This window comes from Gracilibacillus timonensis (assembly GCF_900086715.1).
GTDB lineage: Bacteria > Bacillota > Bacilli > Bacillales > Amphibacillaceae > Gracilibacillus > Gracilibacillus timonensis.
On sequence record NZ_FLKH01000012.1, the window covers coordinates 33,626 to 54,014 of the forward strand.

A 20,389-nucleotide genomic window follows, 5' to 3' on the forward strand; every position below is an offset into this window, starting at 1 on the left:
CATAGGGTGTGCAAGTGCAGGCGTGGTCTGAACCTTTCAACTATTTCCTCGCTGGGTAGTAGACAATCGAATGGACTGCTTGTATGAAGGACTCTAAGCGCCATCATCATGCTAGATCAACAATGATTCGATCCTATGTTATGGTTCTTTATAAATGCTTCTCAAGTCAACCGGTTGACATGTGAAAGCGGTTGCTATATGATGAAAAATAGTTACTTATCATTTGTATATTCTACAATCAACAAATTGCAATAAGGGAGCAATTGTATCTGGATTAACCAACCAATTTAGTAGAGATGAAATGACAAATGATTCATTGTGAAGTGGTAGAAACAGCAATAACATGTCTATCAAGGAAAAGTATGGAGTATGAAGTAATACCTAAAGCAGATTATACAGTTTCAACCGTTTGTAGTATATTGAGAAAGGCACAGTATACCAGTTGATGTTTCGAATGGACAGATGGAACGACAAGAATTGCATAGATATCTTTCATTCCATTCACACAATGCAAATTTCACAAAAAGTCTGAAGCTGGCAATTCAAGTATATTCTGGAGGAACTGATATGTTTCTATCCTTACGAAATAAATTATTTCTTGTTTTTTTATGTTTATTAACGATCCCCTTCTTTGTGCTATCCCTTGTTATACCGAGCCTGTTTACTAGCTATATTAAGGAACAGACACAGGAGTTGACGATCGGAATGATGGATCAATTCTCTATCTATGCTGAGTCCATTACAACACAGGCAGCGGATGCAGGACAGCAAATTCTGGTCAATCCCGTTACACAGGAATGGCTCCGAACAGCGGAAGTAGATGACGATGCCAATTTAGCGACTAATAGATTTTTGGTGCGAAATCAGTTAAATGGTTTACTAAGCTCAATGATGGTCAATAGCTCCAACAATATTTCTGTATCCATTTTCACTCATGATGGTGAAGGTTTGTGGGGAGACTATCCAGGATTGGATCAGACTGAATGGTACACCGATTTTATTGAGTATGATCAAACGTTTACTAAATCCCATGTCGACAGCAACCAGCAATCTGCTTTAATGCGTGATATGAAAATAAATAGTCACTTAATTCCATTAGTGGATTTGAACACACTAAAAGATAGTGGTGTGATCAAGGTTAATTTTTCAACCAAGCTGTTGGAGGAATCTTTGCAAAGAATAAAGGTAGGGGACCAGGGCAATACCTTTATCATCGATCAATATGGTGACAATGTATTATCTGGGAGTATAGATACACCAAAGCATATTATCAATTCTTTTTTATCCGATGTGGAGGATATGCCTCGTGAGCAAGGTTTATTAGAGATAGAAGATAACGAAGAGAAATATTTCCTGTTCTATCAACAATTATCGGTAGGTGATTGGATACTAGTAAGTGAAGTGACAGAGCAAGATCTGTTCTCACGCCCGAATCAATTGCAAAAGAGTATGCTATTACTTAGTGCAGGGCTATTTTTCATTACGATGATTGCTTCTTTCCTGTTCTCTTCTTCTATTACAGACCCTTTGCGATCACTTACCAAAGCAATGCATCATTTGGAGAAAGGAGATTTTGAAAAAGCGCAAAAATTAATGCCAACGATCCGGTCTGGTAATAATGAAATTGGTTATTTGTTACAAGTATTTGCGCATACTGTGGACCGCCTAAAGCAATTGATCGATAGTGAATATAAAACCAATATTCGCAGACGAAATGCGGAGTATAAGGCACTGTTATTGCAGATTAATCCGCACTTTTTAAATAATACGTTAGAAATAATTGGAGGTTTGGCAGCTCAAGGAAAGAATCGAGATGTAATGAATGTCAGTGTCTATCTTGGCAAAATGCTGCGTTACTCTTTGAATACCAAATCGAATGTGGTCACACTGGCTGAAGAAATCCAGTATATTCGCAACTATGCTAAGATACTGCAGCTTCGATACGAAGAGGATTTAACGATCACCATTGAGGAAGATCCAGAGGCAAAGGAACTTCCTATCATCAAATTTATTATTCAGCCATTAGTTGAAAATGCTGTAAAATATAGTTTGCTTTCGAAAAACCAAGCAGAGGTAAAAGTGGAAACCAATTACCAGAAAAATCAATTGATGATACAAATAATAGACGATGGGGTGGGTATACCAGGTGAAGTGATTCAGAAGCTGTCTGTTTCTCATAATGGTAACACACTAGAAAGCGGTGGAAATAGTATTGGATTAAAGAATGTATTGGATCGTTTACACTTATATTACGGAGAAGAGTTCACTTATCACATAAATAGTGAGGCAAATAAAGGGACGACCATTACATTAATGATTAATCAAGAAAGAGGGACTATTCATGAGGAAGGTTTTGATCGTTGATGATGAAATGCAGATTCGTAAAGGATTACAATGGAAAGTTGATTGGAAGGATATGGGGTTTGAGGTGATTGCAGAAGCAGGTAATGGGAAAGAAGCATTGGAGGTGTTAGCAAAACATAGATTAGATTTAGTAATGACCGACGTAAGAATGCCTGTGATGGATGGAATAGAACTGGCAAGGCACTGCCAGGAAAGGTATCCACAGACGAAAGTTGTAGTTCTATCAGGTTATTCAGACTTTGAGTATGTAAAAACCTCTATGAAGAAGGGTGTACGGGATTATTTGCTAAAGCCTGTAGATCCGGATGAACTAGAAGAGGTATTAGAACGGATGAAAGCAGTTATAGATGAAGACAAACATAAACAATTGGAATTGGATCGTGTGCAGAGACAAGCAAGAACACAACTTCAAGAGGTTCAGGAACAATGTTTGTTATCGTTAGTAAAGGAAGAATGGGTGCAACAAAGCTTTTTGCAAGAACGGCTCAAGCAGCTTAAGTTGGATGTATTACTCGACGGCGAGTGGGAGGCACAGTTCATAACAGTTGAAGTAAGAGAGATCAATCAACAATCAAATCGTGTGAATCAACTGCGTGGTGCCTTTCAAATGCTCTGTAAAGAAATGTCTGATCACCAGCATGGCATATATGCTTTTTATGATCCTCATTATACCCATATGATGCAATTTCTTATTTTGTTGGAACCGGCTTTTCATAACCAACCAAGTGCTCTTGCCAAATCTATTCAACATCATGTCAAAAAATTGTTGAAATTAGAAACAGTGGTAGGAGTAGGCAGTCAGGTAAGCGGTTTGGATGAACTAAAGACTGGCTATATCTCTAGCTTGTTGTCTTGGAGCCAAAGTAAGCTGGGGAGTCGTTCACAGGTGATAGATGAGAGTGTGAGACCAGAAGATTTGACAGATTTTTCACCGGAGTTAGAGAAACGAATCATCAATGCGATTGAACAAACGAATATAGCTAGGTTTCAATCAGAACTAGAGATGATGTTAGGTGAGGCAACGCCACAATCGGTATTATCCTTTTCGGTCGCAGCTAATCGAGTTTTATTTTGTCTAGGTTCTCTCGCTAAGAAGTATGGTGTGGAAACCAAGCATACCCAGCAGCTTATCTGGCAATGTCAACAAGCAATCTGGGAACTGAATGCACAGAAAAAAGTGATGGCGTACTTAATCCAATTGGCAACTGTAGTAATGGAGTGGATTAATGATACCAAATCATCGGATGGACAACGAATTGTTGACGGGGTACGAAGTTATATTGACCAATACTATGGTAATGATATTTCATTAACGACATTATCAGATTTATTCCATATTAATGCTGCTTACTTATCCGAAATTTTCAAAACACAAACTGGGAAGAATTTCAGCGAATATCTGGCAGAAGTGCGTCTGAAAGAATCGAAAAAATTTCTTGAAGATCACCATTTAAAAATTATTGATGTGGCCAATCTGGTTGGCTTTTCAAGTTCCGCCTATTTCAGTACGGTTTTCAAAAAACATGTAGGTAAGACACCGGCAGCCTATCGAAAATCATTAGAATGGGAGTAAAGGGTGTGGATCATGTCCAAAAAAAGGTTCTATACTATTTTATTTATGCTCATGATAGGAGGAATAATTGGTTATTTCGTTATATTGATTCAACCATTTGTGCTCAATGAAAAGGAAGAAGAAACAGAGCAAGAGCCCCAAACGGAAGATAAAGTAGAGATCACTTTTTGGCGTAACTATGGAAATGAAGCAGAAAATCAAGCGTATAATCAGATCATTTCTGATTTTCATCAGATACATCCAAATATAACGGTAAATATGCAAAATGTGGAGTATAACAATTATGAGGTGAAACTGCGCACAGAAATTGTTACCGAAAAAGGGCCAGATGTAATGGCAATTGATAGTCCATATCTAGCTTTATATGCAGAGTCAGGTGTTCTTACGCCATTAGATCATTATTTGTCTAGTAGTGATGACGTGCAGGATGACTTTTCCGAACAGGTAATGGAAGGACTAATTTATAATGACCAACAATATTTAATGCCTTTGATTGAGTCAAGTATTGCTCTATATTACAATATCCCATTATTAGAAGATGCCGGAATTTCTCTTCCATCAAAGGATCCATCTCAACCGTTGACATGGGAAGAAACAATAGAAATGGTCAAGACAGCCCAAAGTCCGAAAGACGGAGTTTATGGAATTGATCCTGCCCAAGGCTTTGGCAACGGGGAAGCACCTGCTTATTTTAAGCTTCCGTTTCTTTGGCAATTTGGTGCGGAGGTGTTAAATCCAGAAGGTACCACCGCAAGTGGCTATTTAGACTCTCCAGAAGCCATATCGGCCTTGCAATTTTATCAGGATTTGTATCACGAGGATAAGGTGGCCGAACGTGAAATACCAGCAGAAGCCTTCCAAAAAAATCAGCTAGTGATGACCGTTTTGGGTTCATGGGCTATTACAGAGTTTGAGAACAATGGTTTCGTATTAGGAGAAGATTTCGGTATTGCCCCTTTACCCAAAGCAGAATACCAAGTGACCCCTAACGGGAGTTGGGCGCTTGGTATGTCATCGAATACCGAGTATCCTGAAGAGGCATGGGAGTTTATCCGTTATGTAACTAGTTATGAAGCAACGAAAAAATACGTGACGATTACCGGCGATATCCCAGCTAGATATTCAGTAGCTGAATCATTGCCGGTTTATAATAAATATCCTTATAATATTTTTGCAGAACAGGCATATTTACACTCGAAAAATCGTCCAGTGACACCAGCTTATCCTGTGATAAGTAGAGCTATTAAAGAATTGTTTGAAAATATTGGTCTGGCGAATCAGGATGTAGAAACATCTGTCGCAGAGGCGGTAGAGACGATTAATCAAAGGTTAGCAGAAATAGAACCATAATAGTGCGTGTTCAAAAATGCCGATAAATAGGACCTCGTTGGCTAAAACCTCAGGCGTCCTGGGACTGCGATTACTCGCCCCACCGAACCCATTTGTTGCAACGCCGACACTAGTACGTCCTGTACGTCGAAAGTTCAAGGCGGCGCAGTCTCCCGGTACCGGAACGTATTTTTAATACATGAGGAACGGACTCACGCAGGATGTGTTGACTTCTGCGTTGCCTATAGGACGTGGGCGGTCTTAGTAGAAGTTCCTATATAGCCAACGCAGAAATTCGCTGCGTCATTTTTGTTGGTCTTTTTGAACATCCTCTAATAGACTCAAATGCCAAAAATATTATAAGCGATAATCCAAAAATATTATAAACCTTTGGCTGCCTTTTTTGATACATTGAATATAAGGAGAGGGTGAGCCGTAATGATTGAAAAAAGATGGTATATGCGAGTAGGAAATCTAGGCTTTAATCTGATTGTATTAAACATGCTATGGGTCATTTTTACGCTGTTAGGGCTAGTAGTATTTGGACTCTTCCCGGCAACGGTGGCTCTGTTTTCTGTCTTGAGAAAAATGATACTGGAAGATGAGGATACAGCCATCTTTTCCGAATTTGTTAAGCAGTATAAAACAGAATTTAAGGGAGCTAATAAAATAGGTTATGTTGTATTTTTAGTTGGTTTATTTTTATTAATAGATTTCCGGATTATTCAGAATATCAGTCAGTCCAATGTACAGGTTATTTTGTTTAATCTCACCCTAGTGATTGGCGTTTTTTACCTGATCGCTGCCTTATATATTTTTCCGGTGTTCGTCCATTTTCAATTGAAATGGTCACAATATTTCCAATATGCCTGTATTATTACTATTGCTCGCCCCATTCAAACGATTATGCTGATTGCATTAATAACTGGTCTTATATTTCTATATATGTTGGTTCCTTCTTTAGTGTTAGTGCTAGGCATGAGTTTGATGAGTTTTATAGTAATGAAGGTTGCGACCTTATCCTTTCCGAAAGCAAATGTGATACAAGAGTCTTAAGTGATGGAAATGGCGAAGCGTATCCCCGTTGCTCTCGATTGTGTGACGCATAAATCATAGTGAATGGGTTCGAACATCATGTAGAAGTGGGGAAGTAACAGGGATGAAATATGCAACGGCAAAATTTTGGTCATTTGTAGCTTTTATTTTAATCGGTTGGGCAGTTGGATTAGTTATCGAGCAAGTATTTCCAAGTATTGTTGCTGGCACTGGTGTTGGCATCTTGGCGATTATTACTATCTCTTTATTTATAGAAGATTAGAAATGTCGTGCTTGTTTACACGGTTGCAAACATTCGTTAACTATACATGGATAGATAGAACCTTGCTTTGGCGAGGTTTTTTCTATTTTATAAAAGGTTAAAGGGTATTTTTAGCGAAAATCCATTACAAAGATGGTCAGATACACTTTTCTTTAGGTGATGATCTTACCATGGTTCTAAATAATGTACTTTGAACCATCCTTTAAGACTACTCTCTCCCAAAATACACAACCCAAAGATTTTAAATAACATCACCCTAAGAAATTGAAATAAAACGATTTCAAGTTTTGATATATTAAAAATACAGAAGCAATACAAATTAGGTGAAAGCCTAGAAAGAAAGAAGGGGTTTTGATGAATTCATCAAAGTCAGGCGCACTGACGAGTAAGGCACCTCGGACAAAGAATAAACAAGGTGCGCTAAGCTATATCAAGAAAAATTATGTGTTATATCTTTTTTTATTGCCTGCGTTTATTTTGGTACTTATTTTTAACTATATTCCGATGTATGGAGTATCTATCGCCTTTAAAGACTTCAGTCCATTGAAAGGGATTGCAGGAAGCGAATGGGTTGGCTTTGAACATTTTCAAGCATTTCTACAGTCGCCTAACTTCCAACAGATATTTATGAATACGATCAAGCTGAGTTCTTTTGATTTACTATTTGGTTTTCCTGTTCCAGTTATCTTGGCATTGATGTTGAACCAAGTGAGACGAGCAAAAATTAAAAAGAATATTCAACTGATTATTTATGCACCCCACTTTATCTCCGTAGTGGTAATTGCCGGTATGATCTTTATCTTTCTATCTCCTGCTGGTCCATTGAATGCTCTATTAAGCGTTATATTAGATAGACCCATATCGTTTATGTCAGAGCCAGGGTACTTTCGAACGATCTTCATTGCTTCTGGAATCTGGCAGGGTGCAGGGTTTGCCTCGATTATTTATGTAGCGGCATTATCTAATGTAGATCCACAGTTACATGATGCAGCAACGATTGATGGGGCCTCTCTATTACAGCGGATTCGCCATATTGATTTGCAAACATTGAAACCAACCATGACGGTACTCTTTATTTTAGCAGTTGGCGGTATTATGACGATTGGTTTTGAGAAGGCGTATCTTCTTCAAACATCGATGAATATACCAGCTTCTGAAATTATTGATACGTATGTGTACAAACGAGGGTTGCAACAAGCAGATTGGTCGTTTGGTGCGGCAATTGGGTTATTTAACTCGATTATCAGTTTAGTATTGTTAATAGCAGTTAACACGATTGTGAAACGAGTTAATGGAGAAACACTTTATTAGAGAGGAGGCTGTGCCATGAATAATTCATTAATTAACAACTCAAAGACAGATAAGTTCATTTTACTTCTTAATAAGATTGTGTTGAGTATCATCGTTTTAATTGTGACAATTCCTCTATTGTATGTCCTATTGGGATCCTTTTTACAACCAGATGTACTACTCACACAAGGTATTTCCTTAGACCCTAATCATTGGACCATTAATGGTTACGTCAAGATATTCCAAGATGGATCGATTATGAGGGGCTTTTTGAACTCTATCTTATATGCTGCTGGCTTTACCCTTGTGGGCGTGGTATTTACTATTATGGCCGGTTATTCCCTGTCAGTAGATGGTTTAGTAGGAAAAAGAGCACTGATGTTATATTTCATTTTTACGATGTTCTTTAATGGTGGTATGGTTCCTACTTATTTATTAGTAAGAGAATTAGGTATGTTAAACACACCATGGGCCATGATTTTGCCAGGCGCCATTACGGTTTGGAATATTATTTTAGCAAGGACCTATTTTAAAGGGCTGCCAAATGCTTTGAAGGAAGCGGCAAGAATTGACGGGGCTTCAGACGCTAGAATTTTTCTAAGTATTATTTTGCCTTTGTCAAAACCAATTATTTTTGTACTGGCCTTATATGCCTTTATCGGTCAGTGGAATGCCTATTTTAACGCGATGATCTATTTAGAGGATCGAAGTCTTTATCCATTGCAATTAATATTACGTGATCTATTGATTCAAAATGAAGTCGAACCCGGTATGATTGGGGATCAAATGGCAAGGGCTGAAATGCAGCGTCTTGCAGAAATGATCAAGTACTCTGCGATTGTGATAGCCAGTTTACCATTGATGATCATGTATCCATTTTTCCAGAAGTATTTTGAGAAGGGTGTTATGGTCGGGTCATTAAAATAATATAAAAAAAGCGAGGGGTAAAAGAATGAGAAATTTTTATCGTTACTTAGCAGTTAGCATGTTTATTGGTTTATTGATTATTGCGGGTTGTTCTAATAGTGATGATTCAGCCTCCTCTGAGAATTATGAGTTAAGTGATATTACGTTCCCAGTAGAGGAAGAAGACGTTAGTCTGAAGTTTATTACCGAAAGTTCACCAATGGCTCCAGAAGATCCGAATGACAAGCTAATCTTGCAACGATTGGAAGAAGAAACAGGAGTTCACATTGATTGGAAAAACTATACCGGAGAATCTTTTGCAGAACAACGTAACTTGGCAGTTGCGAGTGGTGACCTGCCAGATGCTATTATGAACACAGCTTATAGTGATTATGAATTATTAGATTTAGCCAATGATGAAGCGATTGTCCCAGTAGAAGATTTAATCGATCAGTATATGCCAAATCTACAAGCGGTATTAGAAGAAGCACCAGAGTATCGGGCAATGATGACCGCTCCCGACGGACATATTTATGCCTTTCCTTGGATTGAAGAATTAGGTTCAGGTAAAGAAAGTATTCACTCGTTGGATGCAACGGGATGGATTAATGTGAAGTGGTTAGAGGAATTAGGTTTAGACATGCCATCCACTACGGAAGAATTAAAGGAAGCCTTAGTAGCCTTTAAAGAAAATGATATGGCTGGAAACGGCGAAACGATTCCATTATCATTTATTATTAGCCACGGCGGGGAAGATGTTTCCTTCTTATTCTCTCCATTTGGTGAGGGGGAGAATTGGGATCATACCGTTGTTACCAATGATGATGAGGTACTATTTACCTCTGCACAAGAAGGTTATAAAGACGCCATCAATTATTTAAATGAACTATATGAATTGGATTTAATTGACGTGGAGGCTTTTGAACAAGACTGGAATTCTTATGTAGCAAAAGGGAAGGAAGGTCGTTACGGTTTATATTTTACTTGGGATAAAGCCAATATTTCCGGAATGGAAGATTATGAATTGTTACCTCCATTAGAGGGACCTGATGGTCGTAAACATGTGGCGCGTTCAAACGGAATGGGCTTTGACCGATCCAAGATGGTCATCACATCAGCCAATGAAAATCTAGAACTAACAGCAAAATGGATTGATAAGCTATATGAACCGTTGCAATCTGTCCAAAATAATTGGGGTACTTATGGGGATGAAGAAAAGCAGAATATTTTTGAATATGATGAAAATGAAGAAATGTTAAAACACTTACCGTTAGAAGGTACAGCACCCGTTGAATTACGTGAAGAGACATCCATTAGTGGTCCTTTAGCTGTTTTGGATAGTTACTATGACAATGTAACGACTATGCCGGATGATGCAGCTTGGAGATTGGAACAATTACATGAAACCTTAGTTCCTTACATGAATAATGATAATATTTATCCACCAGTATTCATGTCTCTAGATGAATTGGATCAGCGTTCTGAGATTGAAGCCGATTTGTTCCCTTACGTGGAGCGTAAAAAAGCCGAGTGGATTACCAATGGTATGGCAGATGAAGAATGGGAAGAGTATCTTGCTGAATTGGATCGTTTAGGCTATCAAGACTGGTTACAAATCAAACAAGATGCGTATGATCGGAATTTGGAAGCAGAAGAAGAAGCTACCGAGTAAACACTAAGATGTTTATCAGAGGACGAACCTTCCAGATGCTAAAAGAAGCTATGTAGGAGAACGGGCGATAACCATCCTGAAAGTTGCAGGAAATAAAAGGATCTGTCACACGATGCGTGAGATATACGTAGTGACAGATCCTTTTCGCACTATAAGAAAATACGCATTCCTATTTTTATGATAAAAACGGGTGTTAGTTACGACGAAAATGTCATACATTATTACAAAAGCCTTTACAATAAAAAAGACATGTGGTAGACTTCTTTTTAATTAATCATAGTCTATGACTAAATACTTTGGAAAAGGAGAAATGCTTCATGAGTGGGTTGGATTGGTTCGTGATTTTGCTGTTTGTCCTTGTGATGGTACTTATCGGTTTTTATTCTTACAAAAAAGTAAGCGATTCCAAAGATTTTTATGTGGCTGGAGGTAAATTACCATGGTGGCTATCAGGAATCTCTCACCATGTGTCAGGCTATAGCGGGGCGGTGTTTGTCGCTTATGCAGGTCTTGCTTATACCCATGGTTTCAGTCTTTATGTATGGTGGGCATTGGTAATCTTTGTGGCAGTTATTATTGGAGCATATACACTTGCCCCAAGATGGTCTAGATTACGAATCAATTATCATGTCGAATCACCGACAGAATATTTGAAGCTTCGTTATAACTTGCCGACCCAACAGCTAATGGCATGGTGTGGTGTGCTTCTCAAGTTGTTTGATGTTGGTGCAAAATGGGCGGCTATTGGAATCTTATTAAATGTGTTTACGGGAATACCGATTATTTATGGCGTGGTCGTGTCTGGTATTGTTTCGCTTATTTATATTACCATTGGCGGTCTATGGGCAGACATCTGGACCGATTTTGCACAATTTGTTATTCAAGCGGTAGCCGGGTTAATTATGTTTTTTGTGGTACTCCAACGTTTTGGTGGGGGATGGGATGGTTTTATAGGTATTTGGTCAGAATTGCCAGCTTCACACTCCCAACCATTTCTTGAACCATATACTTTCTGGTATGTTCTCTTCTATTTATTAGTTGTCTTTCTTAGTTATAATGGTGGAACATGGAATTTGGCAACACGGTTTATTTCCTCACCTAGTGCAAAAGAAGCGAAGAAAAGCGCTTTGTTATCGGGTGTTTTATATTTGATTTGGCCAATCTTTCTGTTTTATCCCATGTGGGCAGCTCCTCTTATCTTACCAAATATTTCAGACCCAACGCAGTCATATGGGATGTTGGCCCAAGAATTATTACCAGCAGGATTAGTCGGACTGGTCTTAGCCGGTCTCTTTGCAGCAACCATGTCGATGACTTCTTCTGATGCCAATACGATTTCAGCTGTTATTACTAGAGATATTCTACCCGTTCTGTCAACTAAATTTAAAAATTTAAAACAAAAGGAATCATTAAGAATTGCTCGAGTAACAACCTTTATATTTACTTTCCTAACGTTAATTATTGGTATTCAAAATCAATATTTCGGTGGTGTATTAGGGTTAATTATTTCATGGTTTGGGGCATTGGTTGGGCCTATATCTGTGCCTATGTTATTTGGTCTCTTTCCTATATTCAAACATTCTGACTCCAAGGCGGCGATTACTTCAGTGATAGCAGGTTTGTGTATGTTTGTCATCACGAAATATGCTGTTACGGTTCCATTATCGATAGAGATTGGCGCACCAGTATTTACTTCAGCTATTATTTTTATTGTGATGGGATGGTTAAACCGTAATAAGAAAATGAATCCGGAAGTGGAAAAAATGGTCTACGCTTTAAGTAAAGATTAAAAGGGTGATTAGATGAATAAACCAATAGAACGATATCAAACAGAGTTAAGTCAACAGTTGCTCCCTTTTTGGAAAAAAGCAATCGACACAGAATATGGCGGCGTATATACTTGTTTTTCCAATGATGGTGCACAACTGATTAGTAAAAGGAAGTATATTTGGTCGCAGGGTCGATTTTTATGGATTGCTTGTAAATTACAGCAATTACAAAACGAAAACAGACTCACAGATGATTTTCAATGGAATCGTGTCGCTAAGCAGACCTACGAGTTTTTAAGAAAGAATGCCTTAATGGACAATCGGCATGTCGTATTTGCAGTAGAGAAAGATGGACGACATATAGCTGATCAGATGGATACCAGTATCTTTGCGGACTGTTTTTACGTATTAGGCTGTAATGCTTATGCCGATTTACAGCAGGATAAACAAGTATTTGAGCATGCTTATGCCATCTATCAAAAAATAAATAATAGGATAGATCATCAAACATTTAAATCCGATCCGTATCCTATTCCTAAAGGATACACTTCTCATTCTATTGCGATGATCTTACTCAATGTTGCCCAAGAATTATATATCACAGCAACATCCTTTTCTAAAGAATATGAGCAAGCTTTAGAAAGAGATCAGCTTATTCTCATTAACCGCATTCTTGATGAGTTTGTGACAGGTAGCCGGATCAAGGAACTAAAACATTCTCAAGCAGCAGGAGATACGTTACTAGAAAGACATATCAACCCAGGTCACACTTTGGAGTCTGTTTGGTTTATGCTTCATTCGTTACAAGGGTTACAACAGGAAAAGCAAGAGACCATAACAAAGATAGAAGAGGTTGCTAAACAGGCATTAGAACTTGGATGGGATCAACAAGATGGTGGGTTATTCAGGTTTATTGACCATCTGGGTGGAGAGCCGACTGGAATATTAATTGACACCCCTTACGAACAATTAATACATGATACATGGAACTTAAAGCTATGGTGGCCGCATGCAGAAGCACTGTATACCACAAAGCTATTGGAGAGCATTACTGGAAAAACAGAATGGACGAATTATTATGAACAGATCGAGCGTTATGCGCTAGCTACTTTTCCGCAAACAGATCCTGCTATACGTGAATGGATCCAAATTAGAAGTCGGGATGGCACACCACTTGAAAAAGTGGTAGCACTTCCGGTGAAGGACCCTTTTCATATTATTCGAAGTTTTATTCTGTTAATCGAGCTGCAAGAAAGGAAGAAATAAATGCAACTAGGCGTTAGTAAAATAGATATTACACCAAATACACCGATAGAACTTGCTGGTTTTGCGCATAGAGAGGGTAAGGCAGATAGTGTAGCTACTCGGTTATGGCTGAAAGTATTTTATTTTCAAGCAAGTTCAAGCCAGTTTGTCTATATGATAGCTGATTTGATTTGGTGGGATGATCAATGGGTAGAAGCTATGAAAAGCGAAATAGAAAAGAAATATCAAATTGATCGCAAATATATTTGTTTGCAGGGCACACATAATCATTCTGGTCCACAAACAAGCGAAAAATTCAGCAGAGCACTTGGCAGAAGCGATGCTGCCTATTTAGCAAGTATACAAGCTGGTGTGTGGGCAGGCTTAGATATAGCTATGAATAATCAAGAGGAAGTAGTATTATCTAAACAAACGATGAATTATCATATGGGAGTGAATCGGCGCAAAATAATGGAGGACGATGTGGTGATGGCACCAAATAAGGAAGGATCAACAGATAATCTTGTTACCGCACTGACTTTTCAGACAAAACAGGAAGAAGTAAAAGCAATCTGGATCCACTATACCTGTCACCCAACGATTACCGATGCCAATGAAATATCTAGTGAATTTTGTGGTATATTGTGCGAAGAAATCGAGAAAAAACGTCCTAAAGCTATTGTGGCCTATCTACAAGGTTTTTGTGGAGATATTCGACCTAATTTGGTAACGGGAGAGTCTTTTACCAGAGGATCATTAGCAGATATGTATCATCTGGGAATAGCATTTTCAAAAGCTGTTATGGACATGTTGCATAAGCCCCCTATTGTTATCAATCTAGACCGGGAGATTAAAGTGAAGGAAACGCGCTTGTTGCTGCCGTTTAATCAATGGGCCGACCCAAAGCCTCCCGCTGATTTAGCTGATGAATGGAATAGACTATCAAAGAATTATGCACATCCTCCGTTCACACTGCAATATATTCAATTATCTGAGGAACTCAAGCTGTTTGCCTGTAATGGGGAACTGGTACATCAATATGGTTTATATTTGAAAACCTTGGATGAGAATGTCCTTCCTTTAGGGTATGCAAATGGGATGGTAGGATATGTTCCAACGGCTAACCAAATGGAGGAAGGGGGATATGAGTCCTATGATTCTATCTTCTACTTTGGTTTGCCGTTACCTTATGATCCTTCCCTTGAAACACAAATAAAAAGCAAGATGAGAACGTTAATGAATGATGAAAGGATGAATAACATATGATACAGCAACGAATAGATAAGTTATCTTACTATGTTTGTGAGAATCGACATGAAATGGGGAGAACAGCCGCAGCATTGGCTGCAGAACGGATAAAGCAGGCTTTGTCCAAGAAAGAAGAGGTAAGAATCATATTTGCCGCTGCCCCATCACAACTAGAATTTATTGACGAGCTAACCAGTGATTCATCTATCGATTGGTCGAGGATAATCGGTTTTCATATGGATGAATACATTGGCTTAACCAACTACAAAGATCAGCGATTTGCAGTGTTTATTAAAGAGAATATTGCAGATAAAGTGAATATGAAAGACATGCATTATTTTGATACGTTAGCTGATCCAGAAGAAGAAACGATCCGATATACAAGATTACTGCAAGAGGCACCTATTGATTTGGTATGTTTGGGAATTGGGGAGAATGGTCACATTGCTTTTAATGACCCTCCGGTTGCCGATTTTAATGATGTTAAGCTAGTAAAGCAAGTAGAGCTTGATCAAACATGTAAGCAGCAACAAGTCAATGATGGTTGTTTTCCAACGATTGATGAAGTACCAAAAATGGCTTGGACGTTAACGATCCCTGCCTTAGTTTCGTCAAAATCCATGGTTTGTGTGGTACCTGGAGAACGTAAAGCACAAGCCGTTTATCATATGTTAAAAGGAGAAATAAGTACGGCATGCCCTGCTTCTATTTTAAGAATCCACTCAGATGCCCACTTAGTGATGGATAGAGAAGCCTTTGGAGTGGTGAATGATGGTAAATAACATCATAGGATATAACTATCAAACGAAGGATCTAGAATCAATCGAATGGGATAATGGTGTCATTACTAATATCCAGCCGGTAAAAGGAGTAGAGAGTTCTGATAATATCATTGCCCCAGGATTGGTAGATATGCAAGTCAACGGTTATAGGGGAATTGATTTTAATCAATCTCCCCTTAATCAACAAGAGTGGCAGACAGTTATGTTGGATATGGCGAAACATGGTGTGACTACCTTTTACCCTACCATCATCACTAATTCTTTTGAAAAGTTAGCTGATCTGTTTCATGAATCGGTGAAGATACTTGATCCATTAGAGGTTTCGACGATTGGTGGTTTTCATTTGGAGGGGCCCTATATTTCAACCGAAGATGGACCACGTGGGGCTCATGATAAGTCTTTTGTCCGAGCGCCCAGTTGGCAAGAGTTCTCTCATCTGCAACGTAAAGCAAATGGAAAAATAAAACTAGTTACCTTATCACCCGAATGGGAAGAAGCTCCCCTGTTTATTGAAAAGGCGAAAGATGAAGGCGTAATCACGGCCATAGGTCATACAGCTGCCAATAGCGATGATATTCGAAAAGCAGTTAACGCCGGTTCCAGTTTGTCGACTCATCTTGGTAACGGAGCCCATGTGTTATTGCCAAGGCATCCTAATTACCTATGGGACCAGTTGGCAGAGGATGATTTATCTGCTTCTGTTATTTCAGATGGACATCATCTACCTGCTTCTGTATTGAAGGTCATTCATCAAGTAAAGGGTGATCAGATGGTTTTAGTAAGTGACAGTGTAGCGCTTGCTGGATTACCTCCAGGAAGCTATACATCTCCAGTAGGAGGAAAAGTAGTGTTAACGAAAGAGGGAAGGTTGCATCTAAAAGATAACCCGAAGCTTCTAGCGGGATCGGCTATGAACTTGCTTCAGGGAATTCACCATCTTATTCATACAGGTATTACAGAGTTTGCAGAGGCTTGGGATAAAGCTTCCATCCTCCCTGCCAAGTTATTAAACCTACCTCAACAGCGGGGACTATCCATCGGAGCACCTGCCGATTTGGTCATTTATAATAAAGAAACGAATCAGGTGATGGAAACGTACAAAGAAGGAATACCACTATTAAATAGAAAGGAAGGATAAAAGATGCAAATTATGTTAGATTATTATAAAGAGATTCAAACCTATTTAGAAGCAATTATACAAACAGAAGAAGAACATATCCAAGAAGCTGCTGAAGCAGTAGCACAGCATATTGAAAAGGATCGCACATTTTTTGTCTATGGTCCGGGAGGTCATTCCAATTTAGCATCACAAGAAGTGTTTTTTCGAGCCGGTGGTTTAATGCATGCCAACGCGATACTAGATGAAGGTACATTACTTAGTAGCGGAGCACTTCGTTCGATGGCCATTGAGCGAACACCTGGATATGGTAAAATAGTGATGGATAACTATCAAATAGGTGATGGCGATTTGCTGATTTTAGTAAACGCATATGGCATCAATACAACCGTTATTGAATCGGCTATCGAGGCAAAACAACGAGGGGCTAAGGTGATTGGTATATCATCGGTAGAACATGCGAAAGATACACCAGCAACACATCCTGCTCGCCATCCATCTAAGAAAAATTTACATGACATTGTTGACATACATGTGGATTCTAAAGTGCAAGTTGGCGACGCGGTGATTTCCATTGAAGGAGTGGAACAAAAAGTTGGTGCCGTTTCTACCTTTGTTAACGCTTTTATCATGAATTCGATAACCATGCAGACAACGAAGTTATTGAATGCTCAAGAAGTGGAACCACCGATTTGGAAAAGTGGTAACGCAACAGGAGGAGATGAATGGAATCAACAATTCTTGGGTCGATTCCAAGGTAAGATGAAGCATTTATAATGTCAATGATGCTCTGAGGAGTGTATGACTGTGTCAAAAGGTACTGGAATATTAAGAGAAGTAAATAAGCGCAAATTATTGTCTTTAGTAAGAAGATATAAGCAAACATCGCGAAAAGACCTTGTTGCTCAAATGGGGGTAAGCAAAAATACGGTTTCCCTGATTGTAGAAGAGCTAATGATTGCCGGTTTGATAGAAGAGGTGGGAATAAATGGGCAGTCTTCTAAAGGAAGACCAAAAATTACGCTTCAATTGGCAGAATCAGCATACCAATCAATTGGCGTTTTAGTGAACGATGATCATATTCAAGTAACCGTGATGCATTACAATGGTGATATATTAGAGAATCAAAAAATAGATTGTTCGTGTCAACATATAGAACAGACGAAAGATACCATTGTCTCTGTCATTAAGGACATTCAAGGTCGGTATAGTAACATTGTAGGTGTAGGGATTGCTATACCAGGTATTGTTAATTGCGATCAGTCGATTGTATATGAATCAGCAAGGTTAGGATGGAGGAATGAGTTATTTGACCTCAATAAAGAATATGGTTTGGCGATCCCTGTTCGAATTCAAAATAGGGTGAGAATGAACGCCTTGCAAAGTATAGAACAAGATGTTGCAACGTCAGAAAAAAGTATATTTTTTCTTCAGGTGAGCGAAGGAGTTGGTGGTGCATTTATTGATCATCATCAGATATTGAGTGGAGGAAGCTGGACAGCAGGGGAAATTGGACATATTTCCGTAAAGGATAATGGTCCGCTTTGCACTTGCGGTCAAAACGGATGTCTAGAAGTATTGATTAGTGAGCTGGCATTTGCCAAACGAATACAAGAAACGAGGGGAAAGAAGGTAGAATTACCACTACAAGATATCCATTCAGAGGAAGTGGAAGTGATAGCCAATGAATTTGGCAATTACCTTGGCAAAGCACTAATCCATATTATTCACCTGATGAATCCAGATCAAATTATTATCGACTCTCCTTACAACGCTTCCCAAGCATTTACGAATGCCTGCATGGAGAGGGTGCGATTATCGGCTTTACAAATCCCATTGATGATGACAAATATCCAGTTTCAAAAGAAGACGTATGATCAAGTCACGGGAGCTGCATTGTCTGTATTCCTTGATTTTGAACATAACAAGTTATCGTTTCATACATAGTTCGTTGGTGGTAAAGACGTCTATCGGTAATAATAACCGATAGACGTCTTGTTGTTATCCTTTAGTAGATCCGGCAGTTAGACCACTGATTAAATATTTTTGAATAAACACAAATACAATCGCAATAGGTATAACAATGAGAACTGCAGAAGCCATTAGTCTTCCCCAATCCACAATCCAGAGCCCCATAAAATTAAATACTCCTGTAGATAAAGTTCTCATGGAATCATCAGATACAAAAGTAAAAGTTAGAACAAATTCACTCCAGGCATGTACTAAAGCATAAATACCTGCAGAAATAATAGCAGGAACAGACAGGGGTAGCATAATTCGGATGATGATGTAAATCTTGCTACAACCATCCAACATCGCTGCTTCTTCAATCTCGACTGGAATGGTATCAAAAAAACCTTTTAGCATCCAAGTAATGATTGGAACAGCAAATACTGTATAGGAAATAATTAAACCTAAGTAGGAATCAAGTAATCCTAGATTCATCATTGTCCGATAAAGCGGTATCATTAATAAAACTACAGGAATCATTTGAGCAAGTAGCATACCAACCCCAAATGCTTTAACACCAGGTGCTTTGCTTAGTCTGCTCAAAGTATAAGCACCCAACACACCAATTACAATAGATAATAATACACTACCCACTGATACGATCAAACTGTTCATAAAATACGTAGGAAATTGTGTATCAAATAAAACAGACCGAAAATTTTCAAAGGTTGGGTTTGCTGTGAATAGTGTTGGTTCTGGTGATCTCACCTCATTTGCTGGTTTAATAGCGGTTAAAAATGCCCAAAAAATAGGGAATAAACTATAGATGCCCGCAATCACTAGTAAGAAATAAGTAACTATGTTTAACAATTTCTTCTTTGTTTTTCTAGAGAAACGCACACTACCCCTCCTTTGTCCCTTGTCTATTTTGTAGCCAGAAATATAGTCCCATCAAACATATTAATATAATTACCATTAACACAGAAATGGCTGAAGCAGACCCGTAGTGGTATTTCATAAAGGCCTCTTTATATGTTGCAATTGCCAATGTTTCTGTTGCATTTAAAGGACCACCTTCTGTTAAAATCCAAATGAAATCGAAATTGTTAAAGGTCCAAATTAAGTGTAATACAATTAGGATACTAGAAATTCCTTTTAATTTTGGTAATGTAATATGCCAAAACTTTTGAAACATATTTGCGCCATCTATTTCAGCAGCTTCTAATTCATTTTTATTAATCGTTTGTAAGACGGCTAAAAAAGAAATAGTATAAAATGGGAAACTTCTCCAAACGTTAATCCAAATAACAGAGAACATTGCAGTAGACTCACTTCCAAGCCAATTAATACTTTGATCAATGATTCCCATATTTAATAATAATACATTAATGATCCCGTAATCAGGATTTAACATCCATCTCCAAGTCATCCCTGCCACTACAATTGGAACAACCCAAGGAATAATCATAATACCTCTAAAAAAAGATCTTCCTTTTATCTTTTGGTTTAATAGGATGGCTATGCTCAAGCCTACAATATATTCTCCACCAACTGAACCGAAGGTATATACAATACTATTCTTTATATGCGTCCAAAATAGCGGGTCTTGTATAATGTTTTTGAAGTTTTCGAAGGCAATAAAAGTATCATCTTCTGCAATAAGTAAATTTGCTTCATATAAGCTGTTAATAAATACTTGTATAATAGGAACCAATAATAATAAAACCAAAAACACAATAGCTGGTAACATAAAGAGATATGCTATGCCATGTTTGTTTAAATATCTGATCATTTTAGCAACTCCTTTGTTTAGTGAGAGAGATACT

The 20,389-nt window shown here is 38.3% G+C and carries 17 protein-coding genes; 15 read left to right on the forward strand and 2 right to left on the reverse strand.

Annotated features, from left to right (window positions below):
- Positions 1–567: 567 nt before the first annotated feature.
- The 15 genes from BN6556_RS11410 to BN6556_RS11475 all read left to right on the forward strand — a co-directional run bounded on the left by BN6556_RS11410 (position 568) and on the right by BN6556_RS11475 (position 18,560).
- The gene (locus BN6556_RS11410) at positions 568–2,364 is read left to right on the forward strand and encodes a sensor histidine kinase (protein ID WP_066191406.1); all 1,797 of its coding nucleotides are present in this window, start codon (positions 568–570) and stop codon (positions 2,362–2,364) included.
- A complete protein-coding gene (locus BN6556_RS11415) occupies positions 2,342–3,937 on the forward strand; it encodes a response regulator transcription factor (protein ID WP_066191409.1) in 1,596 nt (531 codons plus the stop codon). The genes BN6556_RS11410 and BN6556_RS11415 overlap by 23 nt, the downstream gene beginning before the upstream one ends.
- Positions 3,938–3,949: 12 nt before the next feature.
- Complete coding sequence (locus BN6556_RS11420; RefSeq protein ID WP_066191412.1) at positions 3,950–5,287, forward strand: ABC transporter substrate-binding protein; 1,338 nt, start codon at positions 3,950–3,952, stop codon at positions 5,285–5,287.
- A gap of 417 nt (positions 5,288–5,704) precedes the next feature.
- A complete protein-coding gene (locus tag BN6556_RS11425) occupies positions 5,705–6,322 on the forward strand; it encodes a YesL family protein (protein WP_066191414.1) in 618 nt (205 codons plus the stop codon).
- A 103-nt stretch (positions 6,323–6,425) separates the two neighbouring features.
- On the forward strand, positions 6,426–6,584 hold the full coding sequence (locus BN6556_RS22120; RefSeq protein WP_161485699.1) for a hypothetical protein: 159 nt from the start codon (positions 6,426–6,428) through the stop codon (positions 6,582–6,584).
- Between the two features lie 354 nt (positions 6,585–6,938).
- Positions 6,939–7,895 (forward strand): ABC transporter permease, encoded by a 957-nt coding sequence (locus tag BN6556_RS11430; protein ID WP_066191416.1) that lies wholly within the window; start codon positions 6,939–6,941, stop codon positions 7,893–7,895.
- 15 nt (positions 7,896–7,910) lie between these two features.
- The gene (locus BN6556_RS11435) at positions 7,911–8,801 is read left to right on the forward strand and encodes a carbohydrate ABC transporter permease (RefSeq protein WP_066191418.1); all 891 of its coding nucleotides are present in this window, start codon (positions 7,911–7,913) and stop codon (positions 8,799–8,801) included.
- A 25-nt stretch (positions 8,802–8,826) separates the two neighbouring features.
- Positions 8,827–10,452, forward strand: a complete 1,626-nt coding sequence (locus BN6556_RS11440) for an extracellular solute-binding protein (RefSeq protein ID WP_066191421.1) — start codon at positions 8,827–8,829, stop codon at positions 10,450–10,452.
- 317 nt (positions 10,453–10,769) lie between these two features.
- Positions 10,770–12,242, forward strand: a complete 1,473-nt coding sequence (locus tag BN6556_RS11445) for a sodium:solute symporter family protein (RefSeq protein ID WP_066191424.1) — start codon at positions 10,770–10,772, stop codon at positions 12,240–12,242.
- Between the two features lie 12 nt (positions 12,243–12,254).
- On the forward strand, positions 12,255–13,487 hold the full coding sequence (locus BN6556_RS11450) for an AGE family epimerase/isomerase (RefSeq protein WP_066191429.1): 1,233 nt from the start codon (positions 12,255–12,257) through the stop codon (positions 13,485–13,487).
- Positions 13,488–14,732, forward strand: a complete 1,245-nt coding sequence (locus BN6556_RS11455; protein ID WP_066191432.1) for a neutral/alkaline non-lysosomal ceramidase N-terminal domain-containing protein — start codon at positions 13,488–13,490, stop codon at positions 14,730–14,732. It begins immediately after the preceding gene.
- A complete protein-coding gene (locus tag BN6556_RS11460) occupies positions 14,729–15,496 on the forward strand; it encodes a glucosamine-6-phosphate deaminase (protein WP_066191434.1) in 768 nt (255 codons plus the stop codon). The genes BN6556_RS11455 and BN6556_RS11460 overlap by 4 nt, the downstream gene beginning before the upstream one ends.
- Positions 15,483–16,634 carry an N-acetylglucosamine-6-phosphate deacetylase gene (locus BN6556_RS11465; RefSeq protein ID WP_066191437.1) on the forward strand — a complete coding sequence of 384 codons (1,152 nt, stop codon included), beginning with the start codon at positions 15,483–15,485 and terminating at the stop codon, positions 16,632–16,634. Before BN6556_RS11460 ends, BN6556_RS11465 begins: the two co-directional genes overlap by 14 nt.
- 3 nt (positions 16,635–16,637) lie before the next feature.
- Positions 16,638–17,390, forward strand: coding sequence for a sugar isomerase domain-containing protein (locus tag BN6556_RS11470; RefSeq protein ID WP_066191440.1), 753 nt, complete (start codon positions 16,638–16,640; stop codon positions 17,388–17,390).
- Positions 17,391–17,420: 30 nt separating this feature from the next.
- Entirely contained in the window at positions 17,421–18,560 is a 1,140-nt protein-coding gene (locus tag BN6556_RS11475; RefSeq protein ID WP_066191442.1) for an ROK family transcriptional regulator, read from the forward strand.
- A gap of 54 nt (positions 18,561–18,614) precedes the next feature.
- Here BN6556_RS11475 and BN6556_RS11480 read toward each other — a convergent pair whose 3' ends face one another.
- A complete protein-coding gene (locus BN6556_RS11480) occupies positions 18,615–19,463 on the reverse strand; it encodes a carbohydrate ABC transporter permease (protein ID WP_205410329.1) in 849 nt (282 codons plus the stop codon).
- Between the two features lies 1 nt (position 19,464).
- Positions 19,465–20,355: a carbohydrate ABC transporter permease gene (locus tag BN6556_RS11485; RefSeq protein WP_066191444.1), complete on the reverse strand. Its 891-nt coding sequence runs from the start codon at positions 20,353–20,355 to the stop codon at positions 19,465–19,467.
- Positions 20,356–20,389: the final 34 nt, after the last annotated feature.